This is a genomic window from Candidatus Blochmanniella pennsylvanica str. BPEN, assembly GCF_000011745.1.
GTDB classification, from domain to species: Bacteria; Pseudomonadota; Gammaproteobacteria; order Enterobacterales; family Enterobacteriaceae; genus Blochmanniella; species Blochmanniella pennsylvanica.
Map to the genome: position 1 here is coordinate 208,516 of NC_007292.1, position 18,641 is coordinate 227,156.

The 18,641-nt window shown below is 29.8% G+C and carries 15 protein-coding genes, 2 tRNA genes and 1 pseudogene; all 18 read left to right on the plus strand.

The window, feature by feature from the left end; genetic code table 11:
• Window positions 1-228 precede the first annotated feature (228 nt).
• A complete protein-coding gene (gene cysJ / locus BPEN_RS00800) occupies window positions 229-2,049 on the plus strand; it encodes an NADPH-dependent assimilatory sulfite reductase flavoprotein subunit (protein WP_011282710.1) in 1,821 nt (606 codons plus the stop codon).
• A complete protein-coding gene (cysI, locus tag BPEN_RS00805; RefSeq protein ID WP_011282711.1) occupies window positions 2,049-3,776 on the plus strand; it encodes an assimilatory sulfite reductase (NADPH) hemoprotein subunit in 1,728 nt (575 codons plus the stop codon). Before cysJ ends, cysI begins: the two co-directional genes overlap by 1 nt.
• The gene (locus BPEN_RS00810) at window positions 3,769-4,530 is read left to right on the plus strand and encodes a phosphoadenylyl-sulfate reductase (protein ID WP_011282712.1); all 762 of its coding nucleotides are present in this window, start codon (window positions 3,769-3,771) and stop codon (window positions 4,528-4,530) included. Before cysI ends, BPEN_RS00810 begins: the two co-directional genes overlap by 8 nt.
• 280 nt (window positions 4,531-4,810) lie before the next feature.
• On the plus strand, window positions 4,811-6,235 hold the full coding sequence (cysG, locus tag BPEN_RS00815; RefSeq protein WP_011282713.1) for a siroheme synthase CysG: 1,425 nt from the start codon (window positions 4,811-4,813) through the stop codon (window positions 6,233-6,235).
• A gap of 16 nt (window positions 6,236-6,251) precedes the next feature.
• Complete coding sequence (gene cysD / locus BPEN_RS00820) at window positions 6,252-7,166, plus strand: sulfate adenylyltransferase subunit CysD (protein ID WP_011282714.1); 915 nt, start codon at window positions 6,252-6,254, stop codon at window positions 7,164-7,166.
• A 9-nt stretch (window positions 7,167-7,175) separates the two neighbouring features.
• Window positions 7,176-8,606 (plus strand): sulfate adenylyltransferase subunit CysN, encoded by a 1,431-nt coding sequence (gene cysN / locus BPEN_RS00825; RefSeq protein WP_011282715.1) that lies wholly within the window; start codon window positions 7,176-7,178, stop codon window positions 8,604-8,606.
• Between the two features lie 13 nt (window positions 8,607-8,619).
• The gene (gene cysC / locus BPEN_RS00830) at window positions 8,620-9,255 is read left to right on the plus strand and encodes an adenylyl-sulfate kinase (RefSeq protein WP_011282716.1); all 636 of its coding nucleotides are present in this window, start codon (window positions 8,620-8,622) and stop codon (window positions 9,253-9,255) included.
• A 369-nt stretch (window positions 9,256-9,624) separates the two neighbouring features.
• Complete coding sequence (gene ftsB / locus BPEN_RS00835; protein WP_011282717.1) at window positions 9,625-9,900, plus strand: cell division protein FtsB; 276 nt, start codon at window positions 9,625-9,627, stop codon at window positions 9,898-9,900.
• Window positions 9,901-9,971: 71 nt separating this feature from the next.
• A complete protein-coding gene (gene ispD, locus BPEN_RS00840; protein ID WP_011282718.1) occupies window positions 9,972-10,679 on the plus strand; it encodes a 2-C-methyl-D-erythritol 4-phosphate cytidylyltransferase in 708 nt (235 codons plus the stop codon).
• A 14-nt stretch (window positions 10,680-10,693) separates the two neighbouring features.
• A complete protein-coding gene (gene ispF / locus BPEN_RS00845; protein WP_011282719.1) occupies window positions 10,694-11,167 on the plus strand; it encodes a 2-C-methyl-D-erythritol 2,4-cyclodiphosphate synthase in 474 nt (157 codons plus the stop codon).
• An 880-nt stretch (window positions 11,168-12,047) separates the two neighbouring features.
• Window positions 12,048-12,156 (plus strand): annotated as a pseudogene (locus BPEN_RS03400) (LysM peptidoglycan-binding domain-containing protein); the annotation flags it as partial.
• Between the two features lie 206 nt (window positions 12,157-12,362).
• Window positions 12,363-12,770 (plus strand): peptidoglycan DD-metalloendopeptidase family protein, encoded by a 408-nt coding sequence (locus tag BPEN_RS03405; protein ID WP_420021771.1) that lies wholly within the window; start codon window positions 12,363-12,365, stop codon window positions 12,768-12,770.
• A gap of 449 nt (window positions 12,771-13,219) precedes the next feature.
• Window positions 13,220-13,366: a hypothetical protein gene (locus BPEN_RS03360; protein WP_238374067.1), complete on the plus strand. Its 147-nt coding sequence runs from the start codon at window positions 13,220-13,222 to the stop codon at window positions 13,364-13,366.
• Window positions 13,367-13,667: 301 nt separating this feature from the next.
• On the plus strand, window positions 13,668-16,307 hold the full coding sequence (alaS, locus tag BPEN_RS00855; protein WP_011282721.1) for an alanine--tRNA ligase: 2,640 nt from the start codon (window positions 13,668-13,670) through the stop codon (window positions 16,305-16,307).
• 187 nt (window positions 16,308-16,494) lie between these two features.
• On the plus strand, window positions 16,495-16,680 hold the full coding sequence (gene csrA / locus BPEN_RS00860; protein WP_011282722.1) for a carbon storage regulator CsrA: 186 nt from the start codon (window positions 16,495-16,497) through the stop codon (window positions 16,678-16,680).
• A 151-nt stretch (window positions 16,681-16,831) separates the two neighbouring features.
• A tRNA-Ser gene (locus BPEN_RS00865) sits at window positions 16,832-16,923 on the plus strand.
• A 14-nt stretch (window positions 16,924-16,937) separates the two neighbouring features.
• Window positions 16,938-17,011 (plus strand) — tRNA-Arg (locus BPEN_RS00870).
• A gap of 172 nt (window positions 17,012-17,183) precedes the next feature.
• A complete protein-coding gene (ffh, locus tag BPEN_RS00875) occupies window positions 17,184-18,545 on the plus strand; it encodes a signal recognition particle protein (protein ID WP_011282723.1) in 1,362 nt (453 codons plus the stop codon).
• Window positions 18,546-18,641 lie beyond the last annotated feature (96 nt).

Genomic DNA, 18,641 nt, shown 5'->3' on the forward strand with positions numbered 1-18,641 from the left:
GTTACAGTTTATGTTGTTTTAAAATAACAAGAAATGATTCTCAAAAAATATTTTTTAATAAGATCTAAAAAATTTTCAAATTAAATTATTTATATACGTTAGTAATTCGTATTGCTTAATACCCAGATAAATTGGGTTACGTGGACATATCAATATTTTAAGAAGATGCACATCCTTACTAATTTGTAAGATTTGTTATTTATGCAACAGATTAAGTAGTTTAATTTAATGATAAAAAAAACAGCACATAGCGAAATAACACCGTTAACTTCAGAACAGTTAGATTATATTCGATCATTTTTAGTTACTTTGTCCAGTTCTCAACTGATTTGGATATCCGGATACTTATGGGGATTAGCAAGTGTTGCAGAAACTAATAAAATAACTGATATTTCTGAAAACACTAAAATAGAAGGTGTTTGTCTTAATAAAACAATTACTTTAATATCTGCTTCTCAAACTGGAAATGCACGTCAATTAGCTGAGAAGTTACGTGATGATATTCGTGCAATTAATATGGATGTCATGTTGTTTGATGCTAGAGATTACAAATTTAAGAAAATTTCTAAAGAAAGATTATTAATTATTATTACTTCCACTTATGGAGAGGGAGAACCTCCAGAAGAAGCAATTGCGTTATACAGGTATTTATTTTCCAATAAAGCAGTTAAAATGCCAAATACTCATTTTGCGGTATTCAGTTTTGGAGATCGGTCATATGAATATTTTGCTAAAGCTGGAAAAGATTTTGATCATCGATTAGAGGAGCTTGGAGCGCATCGATTATGCGATCGAGTCGACGTCGATATCGATTTTAAAGAAGAAGCTAATGTATGGAGAAAAAAGATAGTTCTTTTATTAAAAAATAAAATAATATCTACTTCTACATTTAAGCAAAATAATAACAGTTGTAGTCTTGAACAAGTAAATAACACTGTATATAACAAAGAATGTCCATTAATTGCTTGTTTATCAACCCGATACAAAATTACTAGTCGTGATTCACTGAAAGATGTGCATCATTTAGAGATAGATATTGCTGATTCTGATTTACACTATCAACCAGGAGATGCGTTAGGAGTGTGGTATGAAAATGATCCTAATCTTATTAATGAGTTACTAGAATTATTAAGATTGAAAGGAACTGAACAAGTACGAGTTAAAGAAGAGCCAATGTCTCTTAGTGAAGCATTACAGAAACATTATGAATTAACTCATAATACTTCCGTTGTTGTAAAAAATATAGCTACTATTACTCAAGATAAAATGTTGTTGGATTTACTCTGCAATTCAGAAAAATTAAATAAATTTATTTTAACTACGCCTATTATTGCAATGATGCATCGTGTATCAATTGCAATAACTCCGCAAGAGTTATTGCAAATATTACGTCCTATGAAACCCCGATTTTATTCCATTTCTTCCGCTCAATCAGAGGTAGGAGATGAAATACATATTACTGTAAGCGTAGTACGTTATAAGACAAATGAACGCTTTAGAACAGGTGGTGCTAGTGGTTATTTAGTAGATCGCATAAAAGAAAATGAAAAAATACGTATTTTTATTGAACCTAATAATAATTTTAGACTACCAAAAAATTCTAATGTTCCAGTAATTATGATTGGGGCCGGAACAGGTATTGCTCCGTTTCGTGCTTTTATGCAACAAAGATCTGCAGATAGTGCATCAGGAAAAAACTGGTTATTTTTTGGGAATTTAAGATTTATAGATGATTTTCTTTATCAAATTGAATGGCAACGTTATTTCAGAGATGGTTTATTAACCAAAATTGATACAGCTTGGTCCAGAGATCAAAATGATAAGATTTATGTACAAAACAAATTATTAAAGAATGGCGTAGAGCTTTGGTCATGGATTCAAGAAGGAGCTCATATTTATGTATGTGGCGATGCTAAACATATGGCTCAAGATGTAAATAAGGCTTTAGTTATGTTAGCATCTAAATACGGGAGTATGGGTTTAGATAAAGCGAATGAATTTTGGCATAACATGCGGATACAACATCGTTATCAGAGAGATATTTACTAATGAACAGAAAATATGATAATAACAATGATAAAAATATACCCTTATTATCCGATAATGAGCGAATCAAAAAAGAAAGCAACTTCCTAAGAGGTACTATTGCTCAAAATTTAGACAATAACTTAACCGGTGGATTTAATACAGAAGATGCTCAATTAATCAGATTTCATGGCATGTATCAACAGGATGATCGCGATGTACGTGTAGAACGAGCAAATCAAAAATTAGAACCACTAATTAATATGATGTTACGTTGTCGTTTACCGGGTGGCGTGATTATGCCACAACAATGGTTGGCTATCGATGATTTTTCAGAAAAATATACTTTATATGGCACAATACGTCTTACTACTCGACAAACCTTTCAACTGCATGGTTTATTAAAACCTAACTTGAAAAATGTGCATCGTTTATTGAATAAATTGGGATTAGATTCTATAGCTACTGCTGGAGATGTAAATCGTAATGTGATATGCACAGCTAATCCCATGGAATCAACATTACATTATCAAGTATGGGAATTGGCAAAAAGTATTTCTTCATATTTACTGCCAAAATCTAATGCATATGCAGAAATTTGGTTAGATTCAAAAAAAACAGAATCTACAGATTCTGAGCCAATTTTAAGCGCTACTTATTTACCTCGTAAATTTAAAATAGCAATTGCGATACCACCTATAAATGATGTAGATGTTCATGCTAACGATCTTAGTTTTATTGCTATCAAAAGCGAGAACACTGACCAAATAATTGGTTTCAATGTATTAGTAGGCGGAGGATTAGCAATGACTTACGGAGATATTACCACATATCCTCGTAAAGCTAGCGCATTCGGATATATTTCTACAAAAGATGTTTTAAAAATTGCAGAAACAGTAGTTACAGTACAAAGAGATTGGGGAAATAGATCTGACCGTAGACATGCTAAAACAAAGTATACTTTGACGCGCGTTGGAGTGACAACATTTAAATCAGAAGTTGAACGTCGTTCTGGAGTACAATTTCATCCAATTCGTCCTTATGTATTTACGGATAGAGGAGATCGATTTGGATGGGTGCAGGGTATTGATGATTATTGGCATCTTACTTTATTTATAGAAAACGGAAGAATATCAAATAATGATCCCCATAAGCTCTTAAAACGTGGGATTGCAGAAGTTGCGCAAATACATTCAGGTTCTTTTAGATTGACTGCAAATCAAAATTTAATTATTTCTGGAGTATCTAAGGACAATAAATTAATGATTGAAAGTACATTGAGAAAATATGGTGTAATCAATGATGATATTACCCCGCAACGAAAAGCATCTATGGCATGTGTAGCGTTTCCTACTTGTCCATTAGCGATGGCAGAAGCAGAACGATTTTTACCAAAATTTGTTACTAAAATAGAGCATATCATGTCTAAATATAGATTGGAAAAAGATGCTATTATTTTACGAGTAACAGGTTGCCCTAACAGTTGTGCTCGCGCGATGTTATCAGAAATTGGATTAACAGGAAGATCAATTGGGCGTTATAATCTTTATTTAGGAGGTAATAATATCGGTACGCGTATTCCTCGATTGTACAAAGAAAATATTACGGAAAATGATATTTTAAATATTCTTGATACGACTATTAGTCGTTGGGCACAAGAGAGAAATAGTCAAGAATCTTATGGAGATTATGTAGTAAGATCTGGGATAGTTAATGCTGTTATAAATTCTGAAAAAGATTTTTATGAATAAACTATTAAATGTTATTAATCATTGCTGGACTGTTACAGAATTCAATTCATTAGACATTAATGAACAAAAATTGGTTTTAGTTAAAATAAATCGATATTTGGAATCTTTAAATACGGTAGATAGGTTCAAATGGGCTATAGAATATTTACCTAAGCAAGCAATATTGTCTTCGAGTTTTGGTATTCAATCATCAGTCAGTTTACATTTAACCACTCATTATTATCCTAACATTCCGATTATTTTAATTGATACTGGTTATTTATTTCCAGAAACATATCGATTTATTGATCGATTGACAGAAAAAATGCAATTAAATTTACATATATTTTCTCCGAATCAATCTGCAGCATGGCAAGAAGCACGATATGGTAAATTATGGACACAGGGTATAAAAGGGATCCAAAAATACAATGCTATTAACAAAGTTGAACCCATGCATCGTGCTCTAAGAACGCTGAAAGTGGAAACATGGTTTGCAGGCTTAAGAAGAAATCAGTCAGATAGCCGTAAAAAATTGCCAATCATAACCATTCAAAATGGAATTTTTAAATTCTTACCTATCGTTGATTGGAATTCTCTTCAGATTCATAGGTACATTGAAAAACATTCTTTGGAATATCATCCATTGTGGCAACAAGGTTATGTATCAATAGGAGATGTGCATACTAGCAGAAAATGGGAACCTGGTATGAAAGAAGAAGACACACGTTTTTTTGGGTTACAACGTGAATGTGGTTTACATATTATTGAGTGAATTCATTATTTATATGAAATATTTATGTGATAATACTTTATTTGCATTAGTACAGTATCCTGTACTTCAGGACAGTATCCTGATTGATAGCATGTATTCTTAATTTTAGTCATTATTAAAATATCTTAAATGTATGTTTATAATTGTAGAGAATAAAATTTAAAAAATAAAAAATATGAACTATTATTCATTAATTATAATTTTGTGATTGTATAATCATATTTAATGTACATTAAAAACTTTTAATATTTTATTATTACTTAAGCATCAACGTAATACCGTGGAATATTTACCGATATTTATTGATCTCAAAAATAGGCCAGTGTTAGTAGTTGGGGGAGGTGCTGTTGCTGCACGAAAAATACACATGCTACAAAGGGCCACTATTACAATAGTGGCCCCCGCCCTTTGTACAGAATTAAAAAAAGTTTTAATTAAACAAAATATCAGTTGGATTAGTAAAAATTTTCAACCTATTATGTTAAATAAAGTAATTTTAGTGATTGTAGCAACCAATGATTCTAAATTAAATACTTTTATATACCAAAATGCTGAAAAACACAATATATTGATAAATACTGTGGATGACAAAAATAAATGTTCATTTATTTTCCCTGCTATTATTGATCGTAATCCTGTTTTAATAGGAATTTCTTCTTGCGGAAAAGCGCCTATTTTAGTACGTATTTTACGTGAAAAACTTGAATTGTTATTACCAAAGTCTCTGGGATTTGTAGCAAAATTGGCGGGAGCATGGCGTAATAAAGTAAAACAGCATATCGTAGATACAGTACTTAGGCGTCAGTTTTGGGAGAAAATATTTTATAATGGACACGTTGTTACCTTAATGGAAAAAGGTCGCCCTAAAGAAGCCAATAAAGTTTTAAACTATGCGCTTAACAATTCTGTAAAAAATAAGAATAATAAAACAGGTCATGTCACGTTAGTAGGAGCGGGGCCCGGAGATATAGGATTGTTAACTATCAGAGGATTGCAAGTAATACAACAAGCAGATATCATCCTATATGATTATTTAGTAAATTCAGATATTTTAGATTTAGCCCGGCGCGATGCTGATAAAATTTGTGTTGGAAAACATGTTGGGAATCATTCAATTTCTCAAAAAAAACTCAATCAATTTATAGTACAATTAGCGCAAAAAGGAAATAAAGTCGTTAGACTGAAAGGAGGAGATCCATTTATTTTTGGACGGGGCGGAGAGGAATTACAAGCAATATCGGAGGCAGGTATTGCTTTTCAAGTAGTTCCTGGTATTACAGCAGGAATCGGAGTTGCGGCTTATTCTGGTATTCCTTTAACTCATAGAAAATATGCTCATAGTGTTGTTTTTATTACAGGACATAATACAAATGGCGATAATCAATTTAATTGGAACAGTTTATCGAACAACCAACAGACATTAGTCATTTACATGGGTAAGATTAATGCTATAAGTATTAGGAATAATCTAATCATTCATGGAAGAAATATGCATACGCCCGTAGCCGTAATTAGTCGAGGGACATATCAAGATCAAAAAATTTTAATTGGGACCTTAATTGAATTAGAAAAATTGACACAAATGGCTGATCATCCCGCTTTGTTAGTTATTGGCGATGTCGTGTCATTGCATAGTAAAATTAATTGGTTTGGTCAAAAAGCATTGCATTATTATCTTATTAATTCAATTATTAATTTGATATAAGTTAAAAGGACAATGTATGATCCACAATAGAAAGCATATTACTTATTTTCATAGATTAGAGTCAGAAAGTATCTATATTATTCGTGAAGTAGTTGCTGAGTTTCAAAAACCAGTCATGCTATATTCTATAGGTAAGGATTCTTCAGTAATGTTACATTTAGCTCGAAAGGCATTTTATCCGAGCGCATTACCTTTCCCTTTATTACATATAGATACTGGTTGGAAATTTCATGAAATGTATGTATTTCGAGACAATACCGCTAAATCTTATGATTTAGAGTTATTAGTGCATAAAAATCCAGAAGGAATATCTATGGGAATCAACCCATTTATTCATGGTAGCGCTAAACATACAGATATTATGAAAACAGAAGGATTGAAACAAGCATTACATCAATATAGTTTTGATGCAGCTTTCGGAGGCGCTCGCCGTGATGAAGAAAAAGTTAGGTCTAAAGAACGGATTTATTCGTTTCGAGATAAATTTCATTGTTGGGATCCTAGAAAACAACGTCCGGAATTATGGCATAATTATAATAGCAAAATTAATAAAGGAGAAAGTATTCGTGTATTTCCTTTATCCAATTGGACAGAATTAGATATTTGGCAGTATATTTTTTTTGAAAAAATTGATATAGTATCATTATATTTAGCTAAAAATCGCCCTGTGATTCGTAGGAATGGTAATTTGATTATGGTGGATGACGATCGAATCAATCTTACATCTGAAGAAGTTGTAGAAACACGTATGGTACGATTTCGTACGTTGGGATGTTGGCCATTAACCGGAGCGATTGAATCTCGAGCAGAGACATTACCTGCAATAATTGAGGAAATGTTAATATCTAAGAAAAGTGAGCGCCAAGGTCGAATCATTGATTTTGATCAATCTGGATCTATGGAAAGTAAAAAACGTCAAGGTTATTTCTAAAGGATCATTATGATTAACACCATAGAGCAGGAAATTATCAATCATGGAGGAATTGAAAATTATCTATATGCGCAACAACATAAAACGTTGTTGCGCTTTCTTACATGTGGTAGCGTAGACGATGGTAAAAGTACCTTGATAGGACGGTTGTTGCATGATTCTTATCAAATTTATGATGATCAGTTATCTATTCTTTATACGGATAGCAAAAAAATTGGTACTCAAAAAAATAAATTAGACTTAGCTTTGCTGGTAGATGGATTACAATCGGAACGCGCACAAGGTATTACTATAGATGTTGCTTATCGCTATTTTTTTACTAAAAAACGTAAATTTATCATTGCTGATACTCCAGGGCATATAGAATATACAAAAAATATGGTTACTGGTGCTTCTACTAGCGAATTGGCTATTTTATTAGTTGATGCTCGTAAAGGAATACAGAGCCAAACTAAAAGACATTGGTTTATCACTGTACTTCTAGGTATTCAGTATATTATAGTGGCAATTAATAAAATGGATTTAATAAATTATAACCAAAAAATATTTCAAAAAATTAGTAAAGAATATTTAGAATTTACTAAGAAACATTTACCGACTGAGATACATACAACATTTATTCCAATATCCGCTGTAGACGGAGATAATGTTACGACATTATCAACAAATATGAAGTGGTACAAAGGACCTACATTGTTGGAAATGCTAGAAAATATCCAGATTAATGATTCCTTACACTTCGATCAACAAGAATTACGCTTTCCAGTACAGTATGTAATTCGTCATAATTTAGATTGCAGAGGTTATGTTGGCACTATTGCTTCAGGTAGTATGCATGTTGGACAACGTATTAATATTTTTCCTTCAAATACTACTTCTACTATTAAACGTATTATTAAATTTCATGAGGATCAAACACATGCTGGGGCTAGAGAGGCAATTGCTATAACTTTGGAAGATGATCTTGACGTTAGTCGTGGAGATATGATAATTGATTCTCATGCTACTATTACACCAGTTCAGAATGCGTTGGTAGATGTGGTATGGATGAAAAAAGAAGCATTAAAAAAAAATCAATATTTTAATGTCAAGATTGCTACTAAAGTTGTAAGAGCGCAGGTAAAAAATATAGAATACCAAATAGATATTAATACCTTGCAATTTCAAAAGACAAACACAATTTCACTCAATGGAATTGGACTAGCAAGGTTGTTATTCGATGAGCCACTGATACTAGATCAATATTCTCATTACCCCACAACTGGTAGTATGATATTTATTGATTTATTAACCAATGAAACTGTAGGAGCTGGAATGGTTCGTACTCCTATCGCGCCTCATAAGTTTAAGTATACTAAAAATTATAGTGAATTTGAATTGGCATTACATGAATTTATTCGTTTTCATTTTCCTCATTGGAAAATCCCAGACTTATCATGATGATAATTATATTATGATTCATAAAAATATCAATTGTATATCTAACAAAAATATTTTTTGGAACACTTGTTATATAACACAACAAGATCGTGAGCTTTTACATAAACATCGAGCTATATTATTATGGTTTACAGGACTATCAGGATCTGGTAAGTCAATTTTAGCTAATGTTTTAGAAACAAAATTACATCATAGAAATATCAGCACATATATGTTGGATGGAGATAATGTCCGCCATGGATTGTGTCAAGATTTAGGATTTAGTGATCATGATCGACATGAAAATATACGTCGAGTAGGGGAAGCAGCGCGATTGATGGTTGATGCTGGCGTAGTAGTATTAGCTACTTTTATTTCTCCTTATCATCGTGAGCGTCAAATGGTACGTAATATGTTTCCCGTCAATCATTTTATTGAAATATTTGTTGACACACCCTGTCATGTGTGTGAACAACGCGATTCAAAAGGTTTGTATAAAAGAGCTAGATTAGGTGAAATAGAAAATTTTACTGGTATAAGTTCTCCTTATGAACGACCAAAACAACCAGATATACATTTAGATGGTCAAAAATCGATCACAGAGTTAATCAATCAAATATTGCGATCATCGTGTATTGAGCATTTGTCTAAAATAGACTTATCTATCTAATATAGATGTAATATAAATTTATATACTTAATAATTTGTATGATTAATCATATTCTATGATGATTAGATGCTATCTTTAGTAAAAATTATTTTGTTTTAATAGAAACAAAATAATTTTTATATTTATAATTAAAATAAATCTTTTAAAAAAGAAATACTCTTTTATAATAAAATCATCATAAATTATGCTGATTTTTAAATCGGTTATTCTAACATGTATTATAAGTTTATATCAATAACTACAATTATATATTTAATGACCATAAGTTACCTATTTAATAGATATTTATTCATTATCAGTAACAGCGAGTTGGGTATATGGTGAATATAATCGATTAATTAATGTAAAATATAATGAATTAGCGTAAAAATGAATAAGTTAAATTGTATATTGGTGGCATTGTTGGCTTGGTTACAATATTCACTTTGGTTAGGAAAAAATGGTATTTGTGATTTAATAAATATCCATAATACAATTATATTATATAAAAATATTAATAATATTGATCAACTAAAGGTTCGTAATAATCAATTATTATATGAAATTTATGATTTACTTCATGGATATGAAGCAATTGAAGAACGATCAAGATATGACCTTGGTATGATTAAACACGGTGAAACTTTTTATCTAATAACATTGTAACAGCAATATTAATTAAATAAAAGTCAACGATGGTTTAATTATTTTGATATATGTGGGTGTTTATACTAAATATGTTGAAAAAAAAAATTCCATACATTACTGCTATCCTTCCAGCAGCAGGCACTGGGAAACGCATGAAAAGTTTATTGCCGAAACAATACTGCACCATAGGTGATAAAACTTTGATTGAACATTCCATGAACGCCTTGTTATGTCAATCCTGCATTCGTCATTGCATCGTAGTAATTAATGCGCGTGATCATTGGTTTCGTCAATTATCTATTTCTTACGATCCTCGAGTTAGTGTAGTTGTTGGAGGACACACTCGAGCTGATTCAGTTATGGCTGGATTGCAGCATGTAAAAAAATCAGTTTGGGTTATTGTGCATGACGCGGTGCGTCCTTGTTTACATCATGAAGATTTATTACGGCTTTTTGAGATCACAAAATTTTCTCAAGTAGGTGGAATTTTAGCAATACCAATTTGTAATACTATTAAACGAACTTACTGTGGGACTAATTTTATAAGATATACTGTAAATCGTGAAAATTTATGGCATGCTTTAACTCCACAGTTGTTTAATTATGATCTTTTAAAATATTGTCTTAAAAAAGCTTTAAAAAATAGAGTAACTGTTACTGATGAAGCATCAGCTCTAGAATATTGTGGGTATAAATCCATTGTGATACACGGTCGTTCTGATAATATAAAAGTTACTCATCAAAATGATTTAAAATTAGCTAACTTTTATTTATCTAAATTATATAAAAAAACTTAACAAGGATTGTAAGCATGTTACGTATTGGTTATGGGTTTGATGTGCACCAATTTGGAGGATGTCGACCGCTTACCATTGGGGGCGTGAGTATTCCCTGTATGAAAGGAATTAAAGCGCATTCTGATGGCGACGTGATGATGCATTCACTAATCGATGCTTTATTGGGAGCTGCCTGTTGTGGTGATATTGGGTCGATGTTTCCGGATACTGATGCTAAATATAATAATATAGATAGTCGAAAATTGTTACGAATTGCCTGGGAAAAAATTACCATGCAAGGATTCTTATTAGAAAATATAGATATTACTGTAATCCTACAAATCCCAAAGATAAACACATATATTTATCAGATGAAACATCATTTATCTCAAGATTTAAATTGTTCAGTAACTAGTATTAATATAAAAGCTACTACAACTGACACACTGGGATATATCGGCCGATCTGAGGGTATTGCGTGTATAGCAGTCGTGTTATTAACACGTTAAACATTTATTAAAATAATAAAATACGTATATTTCTATTTCATAGTTCACATATAAATCTATCAATACGATAGATTTATCTAAGAATTATTTTAATTATTATTACGGTTATAATGATGTGTAACTAATTCTAGATAAATTGATACACAAAATATATGCGATATTCTGATATTTATTATCTATTAGTAAATTACTACAACCAGTATTATCAGATTCTATATAAAGAAAGGATGTATATTATCGTGTGACATTTATATGTGATATGTATATTGAATATAAATATTATGATTTATAAAAAATATGAAATTATTCTTATTTTATAAGATACTTATTTATTTTTAATATATACTATATGCCAGTGATTTTTTTATAAAACAAAAATATTTAGATATTAAAAATATATAATAACGATTCTAAAAAAAATATTAAAAATAATTTTATTGTTGTATGCAACAAGTAAGTATTATATACTGATTATCAATACGTAGCATTGGGATGTATGTTAGATTTATGAATTGTTTATTTGATTATATTAAATATATTTAATATCAATGTCGAATGCATATGTATCATTCATATATTGTATGATTCTTAAACAAATAAATTATCAATAGAAAATAAGCAGGGAGCAGAGGAGTTTAGCACATCTATTATGCTAGTAGATAGTAGCAGATCGATAATTTATATAATAGTAGTTCTTGTATCTCTAGAGGGGTGTTCTAGAGATAATATCTATAGATACCATAATAAATGCGCGTCACAATCCCTGAATTCTGATGTTACTACTATTTATATGTCTCAAGATAAAAAGAAAAATATACGGTATCCACAGAAAATACCTGCTGTTGATAACATTCATAAGTACAATCATACAAATTACAGTTCTTATCACAAGTCTACATACACGGTAAAATCAGGTGATACTTTGTTTTATATTGCTTGGATTACGGGAAATAATTGTTTAAATTTAGCAAAAATCAATAATATTAAAAATGTAAATGTATTAAAAGTAGATCAAGTGCTAATAGTACGTCGTAATATAATGTGGTTATATTTTGAAAAATTCTTAAGAAAAATTTTTATTCCTTTTGATAGTGGTAATAATGCTTTTAAAAAAATATTATTTTTTGTTAAAAAACAATTTTTTTATTCTAGTACGTATAACAATATTTGTCCTAATATGGACATGTCTTATAATATGGTTTCTAGTTCAACAGCATCAGACTCAGTAACAATCAAGAACTGGTATTGGCCAACAAATGGTATAATTATTAATACTTTTTCTGATTCTGAAAGAGGTAATAAAGGAATTGATATATCTGGCGCTTTAGGGCAACCTATCTTAGCTACCGCTAATGGAAAAGTAGTATATATTGGAAATACATTGAAAGGATACGGTAACTTGATTATCATCAAACATGATAATAACTATCTTAGCGCTTATGCGCATAATGATATGATATTAGTTAATGAACAGCAAACAGTTAAGATGGGCGACAAGATTGCAACCATGGGTAACAGCGGAACTAATGAAGTAAAATTACATTTTGAAATCAGATATAAAGGAAAATCTGTAGATCCTTTATTTTATCTCCAAAATAGGTAATTTAAATTGATTACAAATTAATATTATATTTCGAATATACGAAAATATTTTATTTGTATAAATAAATGTTACTTTTTATGATTGAATTAATTTAATGATTATTTGAAATATTTTAGTTTAAATAATTTTGGTCAGTTATTAACGTAAAAATACATGCACATGATTTTATATTTTATTTTTCATGTATATACATTAGGTTTATATTTATTGATATACGTTAATCATACAAGAAAGATCATCTTTGTTTAATTTGATAAAATATAGTATCGAGTATACATAATAATATATTTATGCGATTACGATATTAATCAAAACAATAAAATGTATCGCAATTTCAGTGCGGCAACAAAGTTATGGTAACTGTGGAAAATTATATTATGTTTTATTCATTTTGTTGCAAAAAAATATGTTTAAAATGATAACGATATTTGAGGAATATTGTATTAACAGTGTTAATGCGCTTTGATACTTCTGATTTATTTCAAAATAACATTGGAATACATATCTATACATATACTAATGAAATGTTGTTAGAAACAATATTTAACAAATACAAACGTATATTATTAATCAAAAAATTACATCCATGTTTTTAAAATTATATATAGAAATAGTTTGATACTTTTGCTTAAATACTCATCTATTATTATAGATGAGTATAAGAAAAAAATTATTTATAAAAATTTTAAACTTTGTATTTTTTGAAATTTATTTGTAAAATAGTAAATTACTATATTATCAATAATAATTGGTGATATTTATGTAGGAAATGAATTTCTATATACTTTAAATATACATAATATTCTGTGATTTTGATTTCTATCTTTTCGAAAATTGTTTATAATACGGAGTAATACGAGCTATATATATGGAATTTTATTCCATGATGGAATCTACATGTACAAAAATATTGATGATATTCGTCAAGAATTTCTTAATTTTTTTAAAAAAAAAGGACATAAAATTATTTCAAGTAGTACTTTGATTCCTAATAGTGATCAAACATTATTATTTACTAACTCCGGTATGAATCAGTTTAAAAACATATTTTTAGGAATTGATAAGCCATTATTTAAGCGTGTTGCTACCGCGCAACGTTGTGTACGTGCCGGAGGTAAACATAATGATTTAAATAATGTTGGATATACTGAGCGACATTTAACATTTTTTGAGATGTTAGGTAATTTTAGTTTTGGAGATTATTTTAAAAATGAGGCTATTCAATTTGCTTGGGAGTTATTAACAGACGTTAATTGGTTCAATTTATCTAAAAATAAATTATGGGTAACAGTACATAATTGCGATGGTGAATCTTATGATATTTGGTCAAATCAAATAGATATCCCTAATGAACATATTGTTAAAATTGGTAGCAATACAAACGATTTTTGTGATTCTGATAATTTTTGGCAAATGGGAAATATCGGGCCTTGTGGACCTTGTTCAGAAATATTTTATGATCGCGGTGATCGATTTCAAGGAGGACCTCCTGGCAGTTTAGAAGAATTTGGGGAAAGATATGTTGAAATTTGGAATTTAGTATTTATACAATTTGATCGTCAAGAAAATGGTCGTCTTTTATCACTCCCTATGTTATCAGTAGATACTGGAATGGGGTTAGAACGTATTACTTCAATATTGCAAGGAGTAAATAGTAATTTTTCTATTGATGTATTTAAAAAATTAATATCTTCTATATCTCGAATCATGAAAATTAATGATATCTATATAAATAGATCTGTGTATGTGATCGCTGATCATATACGTGCATGTTCATTTTTAATCCAAGATGGAGTCCTCCCTGCCAATGAAGGACGTGGTTATGTATTACGTCGTATTATTCGTAGAGCTATTCTTCATGGAAAAAAATTAGGTGTAAATGATATTTTTTTTTACAAATTAGTTTCTCCTCTTATTAAATACATGCAGCATATAGCCGATATTTTACATGAAAAGAAAGATTTTATAGCAGAAATTTTACTTAGTGAAGAAAAATTATTTCAAGATACTTTAAAAAGAGGTTTAGAATTATTAGAAAAACAATTAATACGATTAAAAGGAAATTGCCTAAATGGTGAAATAGCATTTAACTTATATGATACTTATGGATTTCCATTTGAATTAACTCAAGATGTCTGTTTAAAACGTGGCATACACGTAGATCAAGAAGGATTTGATCAAGCTATGTTGACACAAAAAAAATATACAAAAGAACTAAATAAATTTGATATAAGTTATGAAAAGTTATCACTTTGTAATGTATCAAGCATATTTGTTGGATATGATAAACTGATTTGTAAATCTCGAGTAATGGCATTGTTCCAAAACAATAAATCAATAAATAAAATTTATACAAAAGAAGAAGGAATAGTGATTCTGAATAATACTCCTTTTTATGGAGAATCTGGAGGTCAAATTGGAGATTGTGGTCAATTAAATACTATATCCGGATTTTTTCAGGTTAGCAATACGAAAAAATATGGACAAACAATAGGTCATTTAGGGATAGTCAATAGCGGGACTATTAGCGTTGGGGAAGAAATAGTAGCTCAAGTAGATCAACATAAAAGGAAATGCATTTCTTTAAATCACTCCGCTACGCATTTGCTACGTGCTGCGTTATCTCAAGTTCTCGGATCTCACGTGACGCAAAAGGGATCCTTGGTGAACGATCGATACTTACGGTTTGATTTTTATCATCATGCAACGATGACGACAACCCAAATGAATACAGTAGAAAATATTGTAAATGAACAAATTTGGAAGAATGCTCCAATTACAGTTGATGTGATGCCAATAGAACTAGCTCGAAATAGTGGAGCTGTAATATTGATAAATAAACAATATGATAAAAAAGTTCGTGTTCTAAAAATAGGAAATTTTTCTACTGAATTATGCGGAGGAACCCATGCTGAGCATACTGGAGAAATTGGTGTATTTATGATTACTAAAGAATGCAGTATTGCTGCTGGTATTAGACGTGTTGAAGCAGTAACTAATAACGTAGCATTATCTGCAATACATCAATATAAAATGTTACTTAAAAATATTTTTCAGTCGACTCAAAGTGATGATAAAAATATATTAAGTAAAATACATGAATTTAAATGTCGTTATCAAAAATTGGAAAAAGAAATAGATACTTTAAGAAATCAACAAATTATACAACAAAGTTTATCATTTATTAAGGATGTCTATTATATTAAAGATGTACGAATCTTAGTTAAGCAGGTTGTCAATATGACGTCAAAGACATTATTTAATATGACAGATTGTATTAAACATCAGTTAAAATCAGGAGTGATTGTTCTTATTAATCTGAATACAAACAAAAAAATTAATTTAGTAGTAGCTGTAACTAAAGATTTAATAGAACGTAATCGTATAAACGCTTTATCTTTAGTTCATTATATCATTAAGATCCTTGGCGGAAAAGGTGGAGGTAGACCAGATTTTGCTCAAGCCGGTATTAACAATATGGCAACTACATCCAAAATATCTATTGAAGTAAATTCCTTATTACATAATATATTGTAAATAATTGCACAATTGTATTAAAAGTTGTTTTAAAATAAAAATTATTAATGTGTTCTTAAAGTGGTGCGCTAAAATTTTACAAAAAGTATAAATATCATATGCAGATGTTTATTTTGTATTGTTCAAAAATTTTAAAAACAGTAAAATTTAAGAAGTCCGGTTATTTGAATTTTTCAAGGAGTAAAGAATGCTTATTCTGACTCGACGAGTTGGTGAAACTCTCGTCATTGGAGATGAGGTTACAGTAACTGTATTAGGTATTAAAGGGAACCAAGTCCGTATTGGTGTAAATGCTCCCAAGGAGATATCTATACACCGAGAAGAAATTTATCAACGTATCAAATCTGAAAAATCACAACAGAATTTGTGCTAAATTTATTATATTATAAAATAAATTTCCAAACATAGTAATTTTATGATAAAAAATTTAGTTGTAAATTACATAAAAACAACGTAATGTAACAGGGAGTTTTTGATCATAAGAAAGAACAAAATAGCCAATAACTGGAATGGATAGAATATTCAGTGAGGTGGCCGAGTGGCTGAAGGCACTCCCCTGCTAAGGGAGTATATGGTTCTTAACACTGTGTCGAGGGTTCAAATCCCTCCCTCACTGTTAGTAGTGACGATGCACCCGTAGCTCAATTGGACAGAGCACTCGGCTACGAACCGAGCGATCGGAGGTTCGAATCCTCTCGGGTGTATTGTTTGCTATTTAAAATTATTGAATAGTAAAAATTTAATTAATTAGTTATAAAAACAATTTTTTTTCATTGCAATGAAAAACTAAAAATATTAAAGATTGTGTTTATTCTAACTTAGTATGAATAAATAATAAATTTGTTCGTGTGTTTGCTTTGATTTTGAGCCATAAAGATGTTTAAAAAATTATCCAATAAAATATCACAATCAATACGCAATATTGTTGGTTCTGGGCGTTTAACAGAAAACAATATTAAAGAAACTTTAAATATGGTTAAGATTGCCTTACTAGAAGGAGATGTAGCATTACCTGTAGTACACGGTTTTGTTAATACAGTTAAAGAAGGTATAATAGGAAGCGATATAAACAAACATTTAACTCCAGGTCAAGAATTTATTAAAATTATGCATGCCTCTTTAGTAAAAATTATGGGAGAAGGATCCAATGATTTAAATTTAAATACTCAAACACCATCAATAATATTAATAGTAGGTGCACAAGGTTCTGGAAAAACTACTACTACCGGAAAACTTGCGAAATTTTTGAAAATTAAAAAAAATAAAAAAATATTAGTAGCGTCAACTGACGTATATAGACCGGCAGGCGTGCAACAATTAAAATCGTTGATAAAATCTGAAGATATAATTTTTTTTGAAGATTGTAATGTTCGGAATAAGCCCATTGATATACTGAAAGCAGCATCCATTGTATCAAGATCATTATCTTATGATGTTTTGTTAATAGATACTGCTGGTTGTTTAGAAACAGATGATAGTTTGCTTTCAGAACTAGCTGAAATGCATAGCTGTGTTAATCCAATAGAAACTTTATTCATTGTAGATTCTATGATTGGACAAGTAGCTATTAATAGTATAAATGTGTTCAATAAAACTTTGCCATTAACCGGAATTATTTTAACTAAGTTAGATGGGGATTCACGTGGAGGAGTGGCTTTATCTATTAAATATCTTACCGGAAAACCTATAAAATTCATAGGAACAGGAGAAAAAATTGATGCATTAGAGCCTTTCAATTCATACAGAATAGCTGGACGCATACTTGGAATGGGCGATATACTTTCGTTAATCGAAGATATTGATAACCAATCAAAATGGGTTAAAGAAAAAAAATATATTAATAAAAACAGTGTAGACTTTAATTTATATGATTTTTTAGGTTATATAAAACAAATACGTAGTATGGGAGGAATTAATAAAATAATAGGTAAATTACCTCTTAATTTAGGAGTAAACTTAGATAATATTCAATCATATACACATGACAATACATTCATACGTATGGAAGCCATAATTAACTCTATGACTGTGAAAGAACGTATGAATCCAAAAATAATTACTGGATCTAGAAAAAAACGTATTGCTAATGGATCTGGAGTACATGTACAAGATGTCACAAAGTTACTAAACACGTTTAATCATATACGTATTACAATACAGAAAATAAATAAAAATGAAATATTTCAAATGATACGTACATTAAAAAACAAAATATCATCTAAATTTACAATTAATTAAAAAATATTTTATTTTGTTGAAATCGGTAGATATATTCATGCTCTTTATTACGCGAGTCTGTTGGTTTTTTGGTTATTAATTGAAGGTTATACACTT

Bases quoted from the DNA above. Each gene is read 5' to 3' on its own strand.
- cysN (WP_011282715.1), top strand. From the start codon at position 7,176: ATGATTAACACCATAGAGCAGGAAATTATCAATCATGGAGGAATTGAA.
- BPEN_RS00810 (WP_011282712.1), top strand. From the start codon at position 3,769: ATGAATAAACTATTAAATGTTATTAATCATTGCTGGACTGTTACAGAA.
- ftsB (WP_011282717.1), top strand. From the start codon at position 9,625: ATGAATAAGTTAAATTGTATATTGGTGGCATTGTTGGCTTGGTTACAA.
- BPEN_RS03405 (WP_420021771.1), top strand. From the start codon at position 12,363: ATGGTTTCTAGTTCAACAGCATCAGACTCAGTAACAATCAAGAACTGG.
- cysC (WP_011282716.1), top strand. From the start codon at position 8,620: ATGATTCATAAAAATATCAATTGTATATCTAACAAAAATATTTTTTGG.
- ispD (WP_011282718.1), top strand. From the start codon at position 9,972: ATGTTGAAAAAAAAAATTCCATACATTACTGCTATCCTTCCAGCAGCA.
- cysI (WP_011282711.1), top strand. From the start codon at position 2,049: ATGAACAGAAAATATGATAATAACAATGATAAAAATATACCCTTATTA.
- alaS (WP_011282721.1), top strand. From the start codon at position 13,668: ATGTACAAAAATATTGATGATATTCGTCAAGAATTTCTTAATTTTTTT.
- cysD (WP_011282714.1), top strand. From the start codon at position 6,252: ATGATCCACAATAGAAAGCATATTACTTATTTTCATAGATTAGAGTCA.
- cysJ (WP_011282710.1), top strand. From the start codon at position 229: ATGATAAAAAAAACAGCACATAGCGAAATAACACCGTTAACTTCAGAA.
- ispF (WP_011282719.1), top strand. From the start codon at position 10,694: ATGTTACGTATTGGTTATGGGTTTGATGTGCACCAATTTGGAGGATGT.
- csrA (WP_011282722.1), top strand. From the start codon at position 16,495: ATGCTTATTCTGACTCGACGAGTTGGTGAAACTCTCGTCATTGGAGAT.
- ffh (WP_011282723.1), top strand. From the start codon at position 17,184: ATGTTTAAAAAATTATCCAATAAAATATCACAATCAATACGCAATATT.